The organism is Ruegeria sp. N4 (assembly GCF_056531425.1).
In genome coordinates this window covers 111,145-129,716 of the sequence record NZ_JBQFLT010000012.1, presented here as the reverse complement: position 1 = coordinate 129,716, position 18,572 = coordinate 111,145, and the positions used below count along the sequence as shown (strand labels likewise).

17 protein-coding genes and 1 tRNA gene are annotated in these 18,572 nt (G+C 59.2%); 12 read left to right on the top strand and 6 right to left on the bottom strand.

What is annotated here, in order from left to right:
- The first annotated feature begins 1 nt into the window (after position 1).
- From ACR0LW_RS17245 to ACR0LW_RS17235, 3 genes are read left to right on the top strand one after another with little or no spacing between them, the layout of a single operon-like run.
- Positions 2 to 919 carry a dihydrodipicolinate synthase family protein gene (locus ACR0LW_RS17245; protein WP_480883528.1) on the top strand — a complete coding sequence of 306 codons (918 nt, stop codon included), beginning with the start codon at positions 2 to 4 and terminating at the stop codon, positions 917 to 919.
- Between the two features lie 3 nt (positions 920 to 922).
- Positions 923 to 2,419, top strand: a complete 1,497-nt coding sequence (locus ACR0LW_RS17240; RefSeq protein WP_480883526.1) for an aldehyde dehydrogenase — start codon at positions 923 to 925, stop codon at positions 2,417 to 2,419.
- Positions 2,416 to 3,756, top strand: a complete 1,341-nt coding sequence (locus ACR0LW_RS17235) for an NAD(P)/FAD-dependent oxidoreductase (protein WP_480883524.1) — start codon at positions 2,416 to 2,418, stop codon at positions 3,754 to 3,756. Before ACR0LW_RS17240 ends, ACR0LW_RS17235 begins: the two co-directional genes overlap by 4 nt.
- 11 nt (positions 3,757 to 3,767) lie before the next feature.
- Here ACR0LW_RS17235 and ACR0LW_RS17230 read toward each other — a convergent pair whose 3' ends face one another.
- The 5 genes from ACR0LW_RS17230 to ACR0LW_RS17210 all read right to left on the bottom strand — a co-directional run bounded on the left by ACR0LW_RS17230 (position 3,768) and on the right by ACR0LW_RS17210 (position 9,937).
- The gene (locus ACR0LW_RS17230) at positions 3,768 to 4,502 is read right to left on the bottom strand and encodes an SDR family NAD(P)-dependent oxidoreductase (protein ID WP_480582485.1); all 735 of its coding nucleotides are present in this window, start codon (positions 4,500 to 4,502) and stop codon (positions 3,768 to 3,770) included.
- Positions 4,499 to 5,230 carry an SDR family NAD(P)-dependent oxidoreductase gene (locus tag ACR0LW_RS17225; RefSeq protein WP_480582487.1) on the bottom strand — a complete coding sequence of 244 codons (732 nt, stop codon included), beginning with the start codon at positions 5,228 to 5,230 and terminating at the stop codon, positions 4,499 to 4,501. Before ACR0LW_RS17225 ends, ACR0LW_RS17230 begins: the two co-directional genes overlap by 4 nt.
- Positions 5,231 to 5,243: 13 nt before the next feature.
- Complete coding sequence (locus ACR0LW_RS17220) at positions 5,244 to 6,347, bottom strand: mandelate racemase/muconate lactonizing enzyme family protein (RefSeq protein ID WP_480582489.1); 1,104 nt, start codon at positions 6,345 to 6,347, stop codon at positions 5,244 to 5,246.
- A gap of 69 nt (positions 6,348 to 6,416) precedes the next feature.
- Positions 6,417 to 7,964 carry a trimethylamine methyltransferase family protein gene (locus tag ACR0LW_RS17215; protein WP_480883521.1) on the bottom strand — a complete coding sequence of 516 codons (1,548 nt, stop codon included), beginning with the start codon at positions 7,962 to 7,964 and terminating at the stop codon, positions 6,417 to 6,419.
- Between the two features lie 146 nt (positions 7,965 to 8,110).
- Positions 8,111 to 9,937 carry a BCCT family transporter gene (locus ACR0LW_RS17210; RefSeq protein ID WP_480780223.1) on the bottom strand — a complete coding sequence of 609 codons (1,827 nt, stop codon included), beginning with the start codon at positions 9,935 to 9,937 and terminating at the stop codon, positions 8,111 to 8,113.
- Between the two features lie 460 nt (positions 9,938 to 10,397).
- Here ACR0LW_RS17210 and ACR0LW_RS17205 point away from each other — a divergent pair, with 460 nt between their 5' ends.
- From ACR0LW_RS17205 to ACR0LW_RS17180, 6 genes are all read left to right on the top strand, one after another.
- A complete protein-coding gene (locus ACR0LW_RS17205; RefSeq protein WP_170521845.1) occupies positions 10,398 to 11,303 on the top strand; it encodes a LysR substrate-binding domain-containing protein in 906 nt (301 codons plus the stop codon).
- Positions 11,304 to 11,402: 99 nt separating this feature from the next.
- Positions 11,403 to 12,557: an aromatic ring-hydroxylating oxygenase subunit alpha gene (locus ACR0LW_RS17200; protein ID WP_170521842.1), complete on the top strand. Its 1,155-nt coding sequence runs from the start codon at positions 11,403 to 11,405 to the stop codon at positions 12,555 to 12,557.
- Between the two features lie 10 nt (positions 12,558 to 12,567).
- The gene (locus ACR0LW_RS17195; RefSeq protein ID WP_480883584.1) at positions 12,568 to 12,807 is read left to right on the top strand and encodes a hypothetical protein; all 240 of its coding nucleotides are present in this window, start codon (positions 12,568 to 12,570) and stop codon (positions 12,805 to 12,807) included.
- A 133-nt stretch (positions 12,808 to 12,940) separates the two neighbouring features.
- A complete protein-coding gene (locus ACR0LW_RS17190) occupies positions 12,941 to 14,410 on the top strand; it encodes a flavin-containing monooxygenase (RefSeq protein WP_480883518.1) in 1,470 nt (489 codons plus the stop codon).
- Positions 14,411 to 14,414: 4 nt separating this feature from the next.
- Entirely contained in the window at positions 14,415 to 15,401 is a 987-nt protein-coding gene (locus ACR0LW_RS17185) for an alpha/beta fold hydrolase (RefSeq protein ID WP_480883516.1), read from the top strand.
- A 73-nt stretch (positions 15,402 to 15,474) separates the two neighbouring features.
- A tRNA-Met gene (locus ACR0LW_RS17180) sits at positions 15,475 to 15,551 on the top strand.
- Positions 15,552 to 15,622: 71 nt separating this feature from the next.
- Here ACR0LW_RS17180 and ACR0LW_RS17175 read toward each other — a convergent pair.
- Complete coding sequence (locus ACR0LW_RS17175) at positions 15,623 to 16,159, bottom strand: ZrgA family zinc uptake protein (RefSeq protein WP_170521835.1); 537 nt, start codon at positions 16,157 to 16,159, stop codon at positions 15,623 to 15,625.
- A 270-nt stretch (positions 16,160 to 16,429) separates the two neighbouring features.
- On the opposite strand from ACR0LW_RS17175, the gene ACR0LW_RS17170 reads away from it, so the two are divergent.
- The 3 genes from ACR0LW_RS17170 to bfr all read left to right on the top strand — a co-directional run bounded on the left by ACR0LW_RS17170 (position 16,430) and on the right by bfr (position 18,562).
- On the top strand, positions 16,430 to 17,701 hold the full coding sequence (locus tag ACR0LW_RS17170; protein ID WP_480883514.1) for an imelysin family protein: 1,272 nt from the start codon (positions 16,430 to 16,432) through the stop codon (positions 17,699 to 17,701).
- Positions 17,702 to 17,835: 134 nt separating this feature from the next.
- Positions 17,836 to 18,129 (top strand): (2Fe-2S)-binding protein, encoded by a 294-nt coding sequence (locus ACR0LW_RS17165; RefSeq protein ID WP_170452471.1) that lies wholly within the window; start codon positions 17,836 to 17,838, stop codon positions 18,127 to 18,129.
- Positions 18,077 to 18,562, top strand: coding sequence for a bacterioferritin (bfr, locus tag ACR0LW_RS17160; RefSeq protein ID WP_170452473.1), 486 nt, complete (start codon positions 18,077 to 18,079; stop codon positions 18,560 to 18,562). Before ACR0LW_RS17165 ends, bfr begins: the two co-directional genes overlap by 53 nt.
- Positions 18,563 to 18,572: the final 10 nt, after the last annotated feature.

The following is an 18,572-nucleotide window of genomic DNA, read 5'->3' as shown; positions in this document are numbered from 1 at the left end:
AATGAACCCGATTTTCAGATTTGAGGGGATCTATACCCCGGTGGTCACGCCCTATCACGACGATGGACGCGTGAATTGGGACGCTCTGGCGCAGGTGATCGAATACCTGATTGAGAACGGCGTGCACGGTCTGATCTCGGGCGGGTCGACCGGTGAGAACTATGCGCAGACTGTCGAGGAACGGCTGGAACTGGCGCGGTTCACGCATGAGCAGTTGAAGGGCCGTCTGCCGTTGGTCGTCGGAACCGGGGCAATGCTGACACCGGATTCGATTGCTCTGGCCTCGGGCGCGCGTGAGATCGGTGCCGATGCCATCCTGCTGGCCAGCCCGCCCTATTCAGTGCCAACCGACCGCGAAAACGCACTGAACGCGCTGGCCATCGACAAAGCCGCTGACTTGCCTGTCATGCTGTACAACTACCCACACCGCACCGGCACGATGATGGGTGAGGAATTCCTCGACCGCGTGGGTCGCAGTCGCAACTTCTGCGGCATCAAGGAAAGCTCGGGGGATATCAACCGGGTGCATCTGCTGGCGCGCGATTATCCGCATATCCAGCTGGGCTGCGGCATGGACGATCAGGCGCTGGAGTTCTTTGCCTGGGGCGCGCCGTTCTGGGTGTGCGGCGGGTCGAATTTCCTGCCTGCCGAACATGTGGCCCTGTATCAGGCCTGCGTGACCCAGGGCAATTTCGCCAAGGGTCGCCGGATCATGTCGGCAATGATGCCGCTGATGCGGGTGCTGGAACAGGGTGGCAAGTTTATCCAGACCATCAAGCATGGTGTGACCATGAACGGGATCGACGCGGGCGCGATGCGGCCTCCGCTGAAAGGTCTGAACAAGGACGATAAGCGCGCGCTGGAACAGGTGACGCGCGTATTGAAAAAGACAATCGCAGATATCGTGGCGGAGGGCTAAGGCATGGGATTGCTCACTAAGGACGAATACAAATCCATCGCTGTCAATCTGGACCTGCCCACCGGAGCCTTCATCGATGGCGCATTCCGCCCGGCGATCTCGGGCGAGACGTTTGAAACGGTGAACCCCGCCACCGGCGACACGCTGGCCGATATCGCCGCCTGCGGCGCTGCGGATGTGGATTTTGCCGTTGAAAAAGCGCGTGAGGCGTTTGACGATGGCCGCTGGTCCAAACTGCACCCATCCGAGCGCAAGGACGTGCTGATCCGGCTGTGCAAGCTGATGACACGCAACGCGCGCGAACTGGCGGTGATGGAGAGCATCGACAGCGGCAAGACCATCTATGACTGCGAAACCGTGGACGTGCCCGAGACAATCCATTGCCTGAAATGGCACGCCGAGGCGATTGACAAGATTTACGATCAGGTTAGCCCTGCCAGCGACGATCACATCGCCATGGTGGTGCGCGAACCCATCGGCGTTGTCGGGCTGGTGCTACCGTGGAACTTCCCCCTGCTGATGCTGGCGTGGAAGATCGGGCCTGCTCTGGCAGCAGGCTGTTCGGTCGTTGTCAAACCGGCAGCGGAAACCACGCTTACTGCTCTGCGTCTGGCCGAACTGTCGATGGAGGCCGGTCTGCCGCGCGGCGTGCTGAATATTGTGCCCGGCGGCGGGGCCGAAGTCGGGGAACCCATCGGACGGCATATGGATATCGACATGGTGTCCTTCACCGGATCGACCGTGACCGGCAAGCGGTTCCTGACCTACTCGGCTGAAAGCAACGCCAAAGAGGTGGTGCTTGAGATGGGCGGAAAGAACCCCGCCATCGTGATGGAGGACGCCGAAAACCTGGATCGTGTGGCCGCGCATGTGGTGAACGGCGCGTTCTGGAATATGGGCGAGAACTGCTCGGCCTCGTCCCGCCTGATCGTGCATAAGGACGTGAAAGAGGAACTGCTGGAGCGCATCGCATATCACGCCAAACAGTGGAATATCGGCGACCCGCTTGACCTGGAAACCCGTATGGGCGCGCTGGTCAGCGAAGGGCACTACAACAAAGTGTGCGGCTATCTGGATCAGGCCGAAAACGTGGTCATTGGAGGAAAAGCTGAGAGGGGCTTTGTCGAAGCCACTGTGGTCGAAGTGCCCGGCAATGACGCCACTCTGGCGCGCGAGGAAATCTTCGGCCCCGTTCTGTCGGTGATCGAAGTGTCGGGCTTTGATGAGGCCATCAAGCTTGCCAACGACACCGACTATGGCCTCTGCGCCTCGATCTTCACCGCCAACGCAAAGCGCGCCATTCGCGGCGCGCGGGCGATCCGGGCGGGTACCGTCACAGTCAACAGTTTTGGTGAGGGCGACATCACCACCCCGTTTGGCGGCTACAAGCAATCGGGTTTTGGTGGTCGCGACAACTCGGTCCATGCCCATGACCAGTACACTCAGTTGAAAACCATCTGGATCGATCTGGCCGATGACGCGGACGAGGCCGTGGATTGACACGGTTCAAGGCCAAAAGACTGCCCCGGCAGACCGGCCCGGCGGGATGGAATGCCATCCTGCCATCCCAGACGCCCCTGCCGGTGCTGGAACAGGACCAAAACGCCGACATCACCATTGTCGGTGGCGGGTTTGCCGGGCTCAGCACGGCGCGACGGCTGCACCAACTGGATCCGTCCCTGAAAATCGTTCTGCTGGAGGCGGCCCAATTCGCTGACAGCTCGGCAGGGCGGAACTCGGGGTTCATGATCGACCTGCCGCATGATCTGGCCTCGGACAATTACGCGGGCGAAGGGTTAGAGGCGGATCGCGCCGCCATCGCGCTGAACCGCAAGGCCATCGGTTTTGCGACCGAAGTGGCCGATGAGTGCGACCTGCCGCAGGAGATGTTCGACCCGTGCGGCAAGTACAACGCCGCCGCCACCAAGGCGGGTGACGCGCATAATCACGAATTTGCCGAGCATCTGACCAAACTGGGCGAGCCGCATACGCTTTATGATCAACAGCAGATGCAAGAGATTACGGGCAGCCCGCATTATACCTCGGGTCTTTATGCACCGGGAACGGTGATGATCCAGCCAGCAGCCTATATCCGGGCGCTGTCGGCCCGACTGGCGGAACAGATCGACGTGTTCGAGAACTCTCCGGTCACCGGTTTTGAAAAGCAAGGTGCAGGCTGGGTGGTCAACACCCCCAAGGCCAAGGTCAGCACCGGGCGGATCATTCTGGCCAACAACGGCCATCTTGAAAGCTTTGGATTCTACCAGCGGCAGTTGATGCATATCTGCCTTTATGCCTCGATCACAGCCCCACTGACCGAGGCGCAGATCAATACGCTGGGCGGGCAGTTGCGCTGGTCGGCAACGCCAGCCGATCCGATGGGCACCTCGGTCCGGCGCGTGTCGAGTAGCTATGGGGATCGTATCCTGATCCGCACCTGTTCCAGCTTTCACCCGAGCATCGAGACCAGCCCGATGCGGTTGCGCAACGCGGGCTGGGTGCATGACCGGAAGTTCATGGAACGCTTCCCGCATTTGCCTGATGTGAAGATGGAGCATCGCTGGGCCGGAATGCTCTGCCTCAGTCGCAATGGATCGGCCGCGTTTGGGCAGTTGGAGGACGGCGTCTTTTCTGCCTGCTGCCAGAACGGCCTCGGCATCGCCCGAGGGACGTTGCAAGGAATGGGCATTGCCGAGCTTGTGCTGCAGGGCGGTTCAGAAATCGCGGATCACTTTCTGGCGCAGCCGGACCTGCCGCGCCTGCCGCCCGAGCCCTTCGCCTCGCTTGGGGCAAACAGCTATCTGATCTGGAAGGAATGGCGCTCGGGCAAGGAATAGAACCGAAGGTCTCAGGGCAGGCTGAGCTTTGCCATTCGCCCGCCATCAACGGTGTAGATCTGCCCGGTGATGAATGCCGCATCCTCCGAGGCCAGAAACGCGACAAGCGCCGCAACTTCCTCGGGCCGTCCGGTCCGGGCGACAGGGTGGATATTTGCAATATCTCGGCGAAACGCATCGGGATCGGGCATCGCGTTGACGAAATCCTCGTTCAGGTCGGTGTCGATCCACCCCGGCGCGACCGCGTTGCAGCGGACGCCTTCGGCCCCGTGATCCACAGCAACAGCGCGGGTCAGGCCATGCAATCCCGCCTTGGACGCGCAATAAGCCGCGTGACCGGGATTGCTGCCCAAACCTTCGATCGATCCGGTGTTTACTATGGAACCCCGCGTTTTGCGCAGATGCGGCAGCGCGGCTTTTATCATCAGGAAGGGCGCGGTCAGATTGACGGTCAGAATGCGCTGCCAGTCCTCAAGGCTCATATCCTCGACCGAGGATTCCTGCATCACGCCTGCGTTGTTGACCAGAACATCCAGACGCCCGGCCTTGGCGATAACGGCATCCACCACTCGCTGCGGGCTGTCCGGATCGGTAAAGTCCGCCGTGATCCCCTCAAACTCCGGGTCTGCCCCACGCTGAGTCGTAAACACGCGCGCGCCTTCGTGCCGCAGCCGTTCGGCGATGGCCCGGCCAATCCCGCTGCGTCCGCCGGTAACAAGCGCGGTTTTGCCTTCAAATCGCGTCATGAGACAGGTTTGCCTCCGTTCACCTCAACCAACGTGCCGCAAACATAGCGCGACGCGTCCGAGACAAGGAACATGATAACATCTGCGATATCCTCAGGCTCGGCTATGCGGCCCAGCGGTACGGTCTGGCCCAGCTCGGCCACGGCGGTGTCGGGGTCAAATCCCCGCTTTTCAAAGCCCGAGCGCAACATCGGCGTGTTCACCTCATTCGGGCAAACGGCATTGATGCGGATGCCCTGATGCGCATGATCCATACCCATGCATTGCGTTAGCGACGCGATGGCCGCCTTGGTCATGCAATAGACCGCGTGGTTCGGCCCCGGACGCAGCCCCCAGCAAGAGGCCGTGTTGACGATCACCCCGCCGCCACCATCAGCCATGATCGGAATCGCGGCCCGGCAGATGCGAAACGGGGCTTCGACATTCACGCCCAAAGACAAGGACCAATCGTCATCCGAGGTCTCGGCGACAGACCCACGCGTAATAACGCCCGCATTGTTGAGAACGATGTCCAAACCACCCAAAGCCGAAGCTGCCGCCTTGGGCAAAGCGTCCGCGTAATCAGGGTTCAGAAGATCACCCGGCAAATGCGCCTCGGCCTCGATCCCGTCCACATTGCGATCAGCCACGGCGACACGCGCACCGGCATCGCGCAAACGCTGCACCAGTGCGATGCCGATCCCACCTGCCGCACCTGTCACAAGGGCTGCTTTTCCGTTCAAATCCATTCTCTGACCCCATCTAAAATGACGCGGCAGGCGCGCCGAACAGGCTTTCGTCAGGCATAACACCCAAGCCCGGCCCGGTTGGCAGATCGATATGCCCGCCGTTGATTTGAATGCCATTTTTCGGATCGTAATGCCCATCAATATAAGGTGCTGCGAGCCAGACGCCCTCCAACAAGTCCGGGCGCACAGTCGCGGCGATATGTGTGCAGGCGGCAGCGATGATATCCCCGCCCCAACTGTCATCGCAGGTATGCGGCAGGTTGCGCGCCTCGCAAATGTCACGGAAGGCGCGCATGGGGTGCAAACCGCCGATCCGAGTGAGTTTCATACCGAATCCGTCCACCAGCCCGGTTCCCGCGGCAGTGATAACGGTGTTCAGGCTGGTGCTGTTTTCATCCATGTAGATCGGATGCTGAATCTGTGGCCGGATTTTCTGCAGATCCTCAATGGTGTTGCAGGGTTGTTCCATGATGAACGGGATCTCGGGGCATTCGCGACTGACACGCAGCGCGTCGTGGGTGGTCCAGCCTCGATTGCCATCGACCGCCAGCTTCATGCCCGAGCCCCGGATCACCTCCCACACTTTGCGGATCGTCTCGATATCCAGCTCGACCGGGCGCCCGCCAACCTTGATCTGCAATCGAGGATAGCCTTCTGCCAGCTTCTCACCCGCCAGCCGCGCGATGTCGTCCGGTGCCCCGACCCCGGTCGCGTAGTAGGACGGCAATCTGCGGCTCACTGCGCCACCCAACAAATCAGCAACCGAAACGCCCAGCGCTTTGCCCAACAGATCATGCGCCGCAATATCCACCGCCGCCTTGGCGTAGTTATGCCCGTTCAACACCGCATCCATCCTGCGATGCAGCGGCACCGGCAGCACCTCGGCCCCGATCAGGCCCGGTGCCATTGTGGCCAATGCGGCGCGGGCACCGGCGGCATGGGCCTCGGCATAGGTCGGACCGACCGGGCAGGTTTCCCCCCACCCCACCAGACCATTCTCGGCCACAAGTTTCACAAGGGTCGTGTCCAGCGCCCAAACTTCGGCATTTGCCATCGTGTAGGGGCCGTTTTTGACCGGCAGTTCGTGGCTGTAGATGTGAATTTCGGCGATCTTCATTTTGGCCTTCGGATCATGAACAAAAAAGGGCCCGCCTGTGCAGGGGCGGGCCAGTACGGGGAGTGTTCTTCAGTAGGTCTGGTTCAACTCATCGGCGGCCGGGATCTCTCGTTCCCGGCGGGCGATGTAGTCCAACAGCTCTTCGTTCTTGGCGATGTCGAGCGTGGGTTCCTGATACTCGGCCAGCAGTTTGCGGGCGTGGGTCAACGCGCGTTCGGTTATTTCGACCTCACCTTCGGCCACCCATTGTTCGATCGAGTTGTTATCGAACATCTCAGGCATGAAGAACGCGGTTTGGAAATTGTCCTGCGTGTGGGGGTGACCCAGATAGTGCCCGCCAGGCCCGACCTCGGGGACGGCAGAGAGTGCTTCGTCGAAATCGCCCCATTTGGGCCCCTCGGCCATGCGGTAGGCCATCGCGCATTGCTCGGCATCGACAATGAACTTGGCAACCGAACAATGCATTCCGGCCTCGTTCCACCCGGCGCTGTGCCAGATGTAATTTGCCCCGGCGTGCATCACCGCACTCAGCGTCGTCGCCGATTCATACCCTGCCTGTGCGTCAAAGGTTTTGGCCCCGCCCAACGTGTTCGAGGTGCGCCATGGTACATCGTAATACCGCGCCATTTGACCGATCATGAAATTCATCAGGCTGATCTCGGGCGTACCCGCCATCGGTGCGCCGGATTTCATCGATACTGTCGACAGGTAATGACCATAGATCGCCGGAGCCCCTTTGCGGATGACCTGCGTATAGGCCAGCGCGCTCAGCGCCTCGGCGTTTAGCTGTGCGACCGTGGCGGGAACAGAGGCAGGCGTATTGGCCCCGCCCAAAACGAACGGAGAACACAAGACAGGCTGATTGCGGCGGCAAAAGGCCCGCATCGCGCCCAGCATCGTCTCATCCCAGACCAGCGGTGAGTTTCCATTGCAATTGCCAGTGGTAACGGGGTGATCCTCAAGGAAATCCTCGCCAAACAGGATCGCGCACATCTCCATCACGTCTTCGGCGTTCTTGGGCGAGGTGGTCATGCCCATGAATGTCTTGTCCGAGTGTTTCATTGACGAATAGGTTATGCGCAGATGCCGCTGGCTGATCGGATGGTCATACGGTTCCACGATATGATGCGCCGAGGAATGCAGCGCGGGCATCATGTGGCTGAGTTTGTGAAACATCGCCAGATCGTCCAGCGTGGGGTTCCTGCGCACATCGTCCAGATCGCGCAGGAACGGCGCGCCGGTCATCGGCACAAAGATCGAGTGTTTCCCACCCAAACGCACATTCTTGTTGGGATCGCGGGCGTGGTAAGTGAAGTCCGACGGGATCGTCGCGATCAATTCGCGGACGAGGTCACGACCCAGAAAGACCAACTCACCTTCAACCTTGGCCCCTGCCCTCCTCCAATCCTCCAGGGCAATCGGGTCGCGGAACTGAACGCCGACGTTTTCAAGGATGTCCATCGAGGCGTCGTCGATGCGTTCAACCTGGCTGCCGTCCATAACCTCGCATAGCGGAATGCCCCGCTTCAGGCCGGGCAACATGTCAAAGTTCGGTGCGGTGCGCAGTGCGCGGCGGGCCGAGCGCCCACCGGCGCGCGTTGTCGTACGGATGTTCACTTGGCAATCCTCCATCTTGCGTTTCACTTTGGGGGATTCGCCGCGCTGTCACCTCTCTGATTGCGATATGTGCTTGCAGGAAGCGACACGAAAAACGCCGCCCGGGTTGGGCGGCGTCCGTTGTTTTCAAGGGATCGCAACAGGCGCTATTCAGCCGCCTGCGTAGACGAGGCCGCGTGTTTGTCACGCTGCCCGTCGCGGAACAGGGCCTTGCCCAGTGCGACGCACATCAGACCCATGACCATCGTGAACGGCAACGCCCCGATGATCATCGCGTTGCGCAACGCGTCCATCGGGTTGTTGTCCCCGGCTGCAAGGATCAGCGCACCGATCACAGCGGTCAGGATCACACCCCAGATGATACGGTGCTTGACGCCGGTTTCCTGACTGCCGCCCGACATGATGGTGTTCATCACCAGAATGCCCGAGTCCGCTGAGGTCACGAGGAAGGTCATGATCAGGATCACGCACATGACGTTCAGCATGGACAGCAGCCCGCCATCGATCATGTAAGACAGGGTCACGAACAGTTTGTTGGTGTTCGATGCCCCAATGATCGCACCCTCTGCGGCACCTGCCAGCTCCAGATCAATCGCCGTACCACCCAGAACCGTCATCCACGCGAAGCAGACCAGCGCCGGTGCAAAGACACAGCCCAGAATGAACTCGCGCACCGAGCGACCCTTGGAGATACGCGCAAGGAACAGGCCCACGAAAGGCGAGAACGCGATCCACCAGGCCCAGTAGAACGTGGTCCAACCGGCCTGCCATCCGAACTGACGGCCCTGCTCACCAGCAGCATATGCTGCGGTCAGAGTGGCCTCGTCCAACTCGGCTGCGGCGCCTTCAAGGCCGCTTTTGAAGCCGTCAAAGCTGCCCCAGGCGTTGGTTGCGCCGCCGAACAGGTCGTTGGCGTGCGCCTGCGCCTCGGCAGGCAAGGCCGCTGCGAAGGATTCCGCAGACAACGGGCCATAGGCGCTAAAGCTGAGCGACAGGAAGTTCAGGATGTAATCGACCATCGCCGAACCATAGGTCGTCATGGCAAAGACGAACGATCCGAACACGACGAACGTTCCCAGCAGGATGATCGAAAGCACCAGATTGAGGTTCGACAGGTACTTTACCCCGCGCCCGACACCCGAAACAGCCGAGATGATCGACAGGCACATGATGACCAGAAGACCTGCAATCAGACCCACTTTGCTGGGGGTTGGCACGTCACCGCCCAGATCCATGACCCACTGCATGCCGGTGATGGCGTAGACCCCATCGATGAACTGGCTGACACCGTAGCCGATGGTCACCGAAACACCGAGGATCGTTGCCACAACGCCCAGCACATCAACCACATGGCCCAGGAACCCGTTCATCAGTCGACCGAACAAAGGTGTCAGCGCCGAGCGAATGGTAAGGGGCATGTTGCGCGTATAGGCGTAATAGGCCAGCGACAGGCCGGTCACCACATAGATCGCCCAGGCGTGGAAGCCATAGTGCAGATAGGTGAACCGGTAGGCCGATTGCAGCGCCTCGGGGCTGTTGCCTTCGACCGAGCCGGACACGACAACAGGGTTCGACCCCCACAGGCCCAGCGGTTCGGCGGTGGCAAACACCATCAGGCCAACGCCCAGACCAGCGCCAAACATCATCGAAAACCACGAGAAATTCGAGAATTCGGGCTTTTCGCCAGGCGTGCCCATGATCCGCTTTCCGGTCGAGGGGATGATCGCGACAATCGCCAGAAAGAAAAAGAACAGGCCAACAATAATCACGTAAAAGCCGTTGAAGCTTTCGAGCAGCCGACCGTTCCAGCTGCCCAATGTACTGTTTGCGTTTGCCGGAAACACCAGCGCCCACAGCACCAAGGCCACCATGATGCCCTTGCTGATCAGCGCAATTGGCACGCTGTAATTTTCATAGAATCCGGCATCTGCCGTTTCTATCTCTAGATCCGTGAATGGTTCAGGTACCGACATAATTCTCCTCCGTGTTGTCGATCCGTGGTTTTTGGGGGCCGCTACAAAGGCGAAGCCCTCTCAGATTCTTTTTGAATGGGTGACTTTCCATGCCACATGCGAAGTTAGAACAAGGTCCCAAGAATGCTTGCCTTTTGAATTTGCATCGCACATTTCCATCCTTGGTCCTTTGCAGGTTTAGACCAGCACGCTTGAACCGCATCTCCGGGAAGGCGGCCCGAATGCGACCCTGAACACTTATGTCCGACTGTGTATCGGAATTGACTTTGCTTGGTATGCCTGCGTAACGGGGCGTCCGCCGAACCGGCGCGCAGGAACCGACCTGTTTGATGTTTTTCGCGACTCCAAAATCGCAAACGTTGAAATTTGACACATTCTCAATGCATCAAATGCTGGCGTTCAACGATAAAAATTTTCATAGTCGCACGAGCATGACTAACCCGAAGCCAGCCAGGTCTCTATGTCCCGTCGCCACTACAAACTGCCGCCCCTGACAACCCTGTCGGCTTTTGAGGCGGCCGCCCGCCATCTCAGCTTCAAAAACGCCGCCGAAGAGCTTTCGGTGACACCCGGCGCGGTCAGCCATCAGATCAAGGCGTTGGAGGCCTATCTGGAGGCACCGCTGTTTCAGCGCAAACACCGCAGCGTTGCCCTGACGGATGACGGCAAGGCCCTGTACGAGGCGCTGTCATCATCCTTCGGACGCATCTCGAAATCGCTGTCGACCATCCGGGATCGGTCATATGGCGGTAAGGTCACGGTCGGATCGACCACCTCCGTCGCTGCTTTGTGGCTGTCGCCATCCGTGATCCGGTTCTGGCGAGACATGCCCGAAGTAAGCATCGACCAGATCTCGCAGGATCGCCCGTTCAAGGATCGTTCCGATCTGGACTTTTTTATCCGCTACGGGCGCGATGGTGATCCCAACTTGGATCATACGCCGCTGTACCGGGATCACCTGATGCCGGTTGGCAGCCCCGAACTTGCCGAACAGTTGGCGGGCACCGGGCTAAGAACCCTTGCGCAACAGCGGCTGATACATCTTGATTCCGAAGACAACAGTTGGACAACCTGGCCCGACTGGTTTCGTCAACTCGGCCATACAGACCGGATCACGATGGAAACGCGGGTCAACAGCTATTCGGTCGCATTGCAGATGGCCCGCAAGGGGGCGGGTCTGGCCCTGGGGTGGAAACGCTTGATTCAACCGATGCTGCAATCCGGCAAACTGGTGCCGATCGGATCACATTTTCTGGAAGCGCCGAACCAGTTTTACCTTGTCGGACGCCCGGATGAGGAATTGTCCGACAACGCCCGAGCCCTGAAAAATTGGATCATCGACGAGGTGCGCGATGGCTCGGTTTAGTTCAACTCATCCATTGATGAGCTTTTCTGATATTGATGTCCCCCCAACCTGTCCGCCAATAGGAAACTGAAAGGCAATTCCCAACCGCAGGAGAGTTCGATGAACAAGCACAGCCCGCTCTCGTCGGTTCTGACCGATGTGAACACAGCCAATGGTCTGCCGAATGAACATTACGTCGATCCGGCCATGTTCGCGGAGGAACGGAAATCTGTCCTGTACGCGAATTGGTCAGGCATCGGGTTCGGCAAGGACGTGCCTGAAATCGGTGATGCCAAGCCGGTCGATTTTCTGGGAATGCCGCTGCTGATCGTCCGGGATCGCGATGGGCAGATCGGCGTGTTTCAAAACACCTGCCGCCACCGGGGCATGATCCTTGTGGACGCGCCAAAGAAGATCGGCGGGGCCATCCGCTGCCCCTATCACAGCTGGTGCTACAGCCTGAAGGGTGAGCTGCGTGCGACCCCTCATGTTGGCGGCCCCGGTCAGAACAAGCACGAAGACGTCAAGAACGAAGACCTCGGGCTGGTGCGTATCCGCTCGCATGTCTGGCGCGATGTGATCTTTGTGAATGTCGACGGCAATGCGCCCTCTTTCGAAGACGCCCACGGCGAGCTGCTGGAACGTTGGAAAGAATTCGAAACCCCGCTGTTTCACGGCGGCGACGAATCCTCTTTCAAGCTGGAGGTGAAAACCAACTGGAAGCTGGCGGTCGAAAATTACTGCGAAAGCTATCACCTGCCCTGGGTGCATCCCGGCCTGAACAGCTATTCCCGGCTGGAGGACCACTACAACATCGAAAAGCGCGGGCATTACTCGGGTCAGGGCACGCTGGTCTACCGGCAACTGACAGATCAGGACGGTGCGACCCTGCCGGATTTCGAAGGCCTTAGCGACAAATGGGATGAGGGCGCGGAATATGTGGCGCTGTATCCCAACGTGCTGTTGGGCGTTCAGCGCGATCACAGCTTTGCAATTGTGCTGGAACCGGTGGATCAGGAAAACACCGTCGAACATATCGAGCTCTACTATGCCAAAAGCGAAGCTGAGACACCCCAGCATGACGGTCTGCGGGCATCAAACGCGCAGCTTTGGAAAACCGTGTTCGAAGAGGATGTCTTTGTCGTCGAAGGGATGCAAAAGGGGCGTCATGGTATGCTGTTCGACGGTGGCCGCTTTTCACCCGCGATGGACGGCCCCACGCATAATTTCCACCATTGGGTGGCGACACAGATTGAAAATGGACGGTCAGAATAGGCCGTTGGGCATGGACAGGGCCGCGCTTGACGATTTGCTTCTGGCTGCGCACGCCCGCAACGATCACGCGGCCCTTGTCCGATACTACACCATGGCCGCAGATGAACGCGAGGAGGCAGGCGACATTGACGCCGCCTGTTTTTACTTGACCCACGCCTTTGTCTTTGCACTGGAACACGGCGCACCCGAGGCGGATGAGCTGAACCTGCGATTGGTGCAACACGGGCGGGCCAATCGGCTGCACCTGTGACACGCACACGTGCCAATTGTTCACAGCGCAAGCACCCGCTGATTTACTTTTATTCCCGATAACTTGCTTCTCAAAACCACACCCCTTCCTATCTTTGGTTTATCTCCATATGGTTGTGCCGGGAGGCAAGGTTTTGACGCAAAAGACACAGATGCTGATCGTCGGCGCGGGGTTCGCCGGGTTGACCATGGCGCTGGAGGCCCGCAAACGCGGCATTCGCGACATCATCATTCTTGAAAAGGCCGATGACATCGGCGGCACCTGGCGCGAGAACACCTATCCCGGTGTTGCCTGCGATGTGCCCTCGCACCTGTATTCCATGGCAACGCATCCGAATCCGGACTGGAGCCAGTCTTATGCGGGCGGCGCGGAAATACAGGCTTACCTGCAGAACGTCGCGCGGGATGAAGGACTGTACGATCTGTGCCATTTCAACCAACGCCTGAAATCCGCCAAATGGGATGGGGATCACTGGCATGTCGAAAGCGAAAGCGGCCAGACCTGGACGGCACGGTTTCTGGTGTCCGCAATCGGTGCGCTGCATATTCCAAGCATTCCGACCATTCCCGGTGCCGACAGCTTCCCCGGTCCCAGCTTCCATTCAGCGGAATGGAACCACGACGTTGACATGACCGGCGCGAGCGTTGCTGTTGTCGGAACCGGGGCATCGGCCATTCAGTTTGTGCCCGAAATCGCAAAGACCGCGAAACAGGTGACGGTCTTTCAACGCAGTGCGCCCTATGTCCTGCCGCGCCCGGACGGTCCAATTGCGCCCTGGGTCCGGCGGCTGTACCGGCGCGTCCCCTTGCTGGCCCGGATCAGACGCGGGTTGATTTTCGCCTTTTTCGAGTTTCGCCACCGCGTGTTCCGGGGCGAAAAGCTCATGGTGGCGTATGCGATGAACATGTGGCGCAAATCGCTGCACGGGGCCATATCCGATCCGGCCGAGCGCGAGAAGCTGACCCCGGACTATCAGATCGGTTGCAAGCGCATCCTCAGTTCCAACGACTGGTACCCCACCCTGACACGGGACAATGTTCACGTTATCCCGTCGGGCGTGGCATCCATCGACGGCGACAAGATACTTGCGACCGATGGGTCAGAAACGCAGGCCGACATTCTGGTCTGGGGCACCGGCTTTCACGTCACCGACATTGCCGAACGTCTGGACATTACCGGCCTGGACGGGCTGACGCTGAGGCAGGCGTGGTCGGACGGGATGCAGGCCAATCTGGGCACCGCCGTCGCGGGATTCCCGAATTTCTTCATTCTGCTCGGGCCACATACCGGGCTTGGCCACAACTCGGTCGTGCTGATGATCGAAGCGCAGGTCAGCCATATCGGCGAAGTACTGAGCGCGATGGCGGATCAAGGGCTGGACGCCATCACGCCGCATGCCGAGAAACAAGAGGCGTTCACCAAAGAAATGCAGGACCGCCACGCAGACGGTGTCTGGAAATCCGGCGGTTGCACGTCCTGGTATCTGGATGCCAAGGGGCGCAACACGACGCTGTGGCCCGGAACCGTCGCAGAATTCCAAAAGCGTATGGCCCGGTCAGGAATGGAACACTACGGGCCCGCGCCTGACGCGGCAGGAGATTGATGAGATGACAATTGTGCTGATCCTAATCGCCCTTTTGGTGGCCGTCCTGCTGGTTATGCACCTCTGGACCCGGCATCTGACCAACGAGGGGTTCAAAACTGTTCCGCAGTTGGGGCAGATCGTTCCTGTCACCGGGGGCAGCATTCACTATGTTGAAAAAGGCAACCCCGAGGCGCAAACCATTGTCATGATCCACGGTCTGGCCGGGCAGTTGCAGCATTTCACCTATGCTTTGGTCGACGCGCTGGCCGATGAATATCACGTCATCGCCCTGGATCGCCCCGGCTGCGGCTACTCGACCCGCGAAGCGCCCGAGGTCGGGCGGCTGCCGGAACAGGCCCGGATGATCAACGAATTTCTTGAGGTCAAAGGCATATCCGACGCGGTGCTGGTGGGGCATTCCCTGGGCGGCGCGCTGTCACTGGCCATCGCACTGGATTACCCGGACCGGGTGGCAGCCCTTGCCCTGCTGGCACCCCTGACCCACAAGATGCCCGCCCCGCCAGTGATCTTCAAATCGCTGGAAATCCGTTCGGAATGGATACGCAATCTGGTTGGCAACACGCTGGCGGTTCCGATTGCCGCCAAAACGGCCCCCCATTCCCTGCATTTCGCCTTTGACCCGGAACCGGTGCCAGACGACTTTCTAAGCCGCGCGGGCGGCGCATTGGGGTTAAGGCCGTCAGCCTTCGTCACCGCCTCGCAGGATCTTGTCGGCGTGGATGACAGCATCGCAGCCCAAAGCGCCCGCTACCCCGAACTGCGAACCCCGGGCGGCGTGTTCTACGGCGCGCAGGACACGATCCTGTCTCCGGCGCTGCACGGACCTCCGATGACGGAGTTTGGGTTGTTCTACGAAGAGGTTGACGGACTGGGCCACATGACGCCAATCACGGTTCCGGACCAGTGCGCAGATTTCATCCGCAGGGTCATTCAATCCGCTGCGGACACATCGAATTCCGGCGAGGACGAAAACACGCAAACGATCTGAAAGAATCCGCTGTGATCCGGTCTTTTCCCCCTTGACCCTCCCCAGCGGCTCCCTTAAATCGCCTCTCACTCATGGCGGAGTAGCTCAGTTGGTTAGAGCAGCGGAATCATAATCCGCGTGTCGGGGGTTCAAGTCCCTCCTCCGCTACCAAAATTCCCGACAACAGATGGTTTGAATGTCCCCTTGGCGGGCTCATTGGGCGTTGAGCGCTAGGATTGTCTCTAAAGCCCCGACAGATCCACCAGTGGCGTGGCGCGGGTGACGTCGAATGTGTGCAGCCCATCAGACCGCTCGACGCTGACCTGAAATTTCTGAGTCGCTTCGAACCGATCAAAATAGGCGAATTCGATTGTGTTCAGCGCCTCGATGCTCTGACATTGGATCACGTAATCGGCCTGAAACTCGGACAATTCGGGGGTCTCGGATGGGCTTGTTTCGGTTCCGATCGCCTGAGTTGGCTCGCCTTGCGTATCAGATGTCAGGGCCACATTGGCCGAAGCAGTAAAGCACCCGGCTTCTTCCGGAAGTACGAACAACTCCAATGGTTTAGACAAGTCCGAAATTGCCACCGCAACCATGGCGCGGTCCTCATCCGAGGCGGCAGGCCGCTCGAACCCGACGATATCTGCGCTGGGAACCGCCAGAGACAGTGCAAACTCGGCACCCGAAAATTGAATGGCTAACCGTCCGGTCCCACGTTCAGGCTGGCTTTCCAGCTGCGTTGCCTGGGCCGTGACAGCCGCCGGCAAAAGGGACAATGCCAAAACCGCGCATTTCATTAACCAAGTACCACCAAAATAGAATCACACCGATCAGTTTAGCCCGAATCCCCTGTTGCGCAACGCAAGCCCGGCGTTCAGGCCTCGCCAGATATGGGGAATAAGCGGGTGATTGCTACCTTGCCCGGCTTAATTTCTGACAATAAAACTCAGGTTGACAAATCTTACTTAATCACTCAGTTATTGCTGCATAACTCCATGTGGCCACTCGCCCACTTAGCCGTTTCTGACAGGAAAGACTCAAACCTCATGACCAGATTATTGACCGCTGCCAGCGCTTTGACACTTTGTGCCGCAACCAGCGCTTTTGCCGGTGATGCGCCCGCAAAAGCCGATGTTCTGAACACCTATGCCGACATCGCCGAAGCCAAATATGACGACAGCCTGATCGCGGCAAAAACGCTGCAAGCGGCCGTTAACGCCCTGATCACCGATCCGTCGGATGCCACGCTGAACGCCGTCCGCGCAGCATGGCTGGCGGCGCGTGTTCCCTATCAGCAGACCGAGGTCTATCGCTTTGGGAATGCCATCGTCGATGACTGGGAAGGCAAGGTGAACGCATGGCCGCTGGACGAGGGGCTGATCGACTATGTTGACGCCTCTTATGGTGGGCCCAGCGACGAAAACGAGTTCGCCGTTCTGAACGTGATCGCCAACCCCAGCTTTGATCTGTCGGGTAACACTGTTGACGCGTCCCGGATCACGCCAGAGCTGCTGGCCGACACGCTGCACGAGGCAGATGGGGTCGAGGCAAACGTCGCCACCGGCTACCACGCGATCGAGTTCCTTTTGTGGGGTCAGGATCTGAACGGCCACGGTGCTGGCGCGGGCAACCGTCCGGCCACCGACTATGCGCAGGGCGATGACTGCACCAACGGCAATTGCGACCGCCGCGCGCAATATCTGAGCGCTGCCACCGATCTGCTGGTCAGCGATCTGGAATGGATGGCGGCACAGTGGGCCGAAGGTGGAGAAGCCCGCGCCGCTCTGACCCAAAACGAAGACGCTGGCATCAGTGCAATCCTGACCGGCATGGGTTCGCTGTCATATGGGGAAACCGCAGGTGAACGCATGCGGTTGGGCGTGATGCTGAACGATCCAGAAGAAGAGCATTCGTGCTTTGCCGACAACACCCATAACGACCACTACTATAACGGGGTTGGCATCCAGAACGTCTATCTGGGCAGCTATACCCGTATCGACGGTACGCCGGTCAGCGGCGCATCGCTGTCGGAGCTGGTGATCGCAAGCGATCCTGCGCTGGACGCGGAAATGAAGACCAAGCTGGCAAACACGATGCTGGCGCTTGGCGTGATGAAATCGACCGCCGAGGCCGGATTTGCCTATGACCAGATGCTGGAACGCGGCAATGCCGGTGGCGAGGCGCTGATCATGGGCGGCGTCAACGGCCTGATCGACCAGACCAAGACCATCGAACGCATCGTCACAGCACTTGAGCTTGACAACATCGAGTTCGAAGGCTCGGACAGCCTGGACAACCCCGACGCGGTTTTCCACTAAACGGCCCCGTCGGTCGGAAACGGGGCGACACCTCGGTTCCGACCGGTCTGGTCACGAAGACGTATGAAAGCGCGCTGGACCTGAAACAAATAACCTACTATTTAAGTAAGAAATCTAACGAGCCTCGATTCGCCATGATCGTATGCCACTGCACCAACATCTCTGACCACGACATCCGCGCCGCGATTGACTGGATGCGCGCGGCGGATTCGCAGGCCATCATCACGCCGGGCAAAATCTACCACGCCCTCGGAAAGTCGGCGGATTGCGGCGGGTGCATGCCGCTTTTCCTAGACACGATGCGTTCAAGCGATAATCTGGAAGTCCCCATGCAACTCCGCGCGTTGCGCAGCGGAGTATCACAGGAGAAAGCTGATGAAGGGCGATCCCAAGGTCATAGAATATCTCAACAAATCCCTGCGGCATGAACTGACCGCGGTCAGCCAGTATTGGCTACACTACAGGCTTCAGGAAGATTGGGGCCTTGGCCATATGGCCAAGAAAAGCCGCGAAGAAAGCATCGAGGAGATGGGGCACGCGGACAAGCTGATTGAGCGCATCATCTTTCTGGAAGGTCACCCGAACCTGCAAAAGCTGGACCCGCTGCGTATCGGTCAGAACCCAAAGGAAACGTTGGAGTGTGATCTGGCCGCCGAACTGGACGCTCGTGCCCTTTATGCCGAAGCGCGCGACTATTGTAGGGAAGCCGGGGACTACGTCTCTATGACGCTGTTCGAAGGATTGATCGCAGATGAGGAAGGCCATATCGACTTCCTGGAAACGCAGCTCGACCTGTACGAAAGGATCGGCGAAGCCAATTATGCGCAACTCAACGCATCGAAAATGGACGAAGGCGAATAGTCTTTTTGCC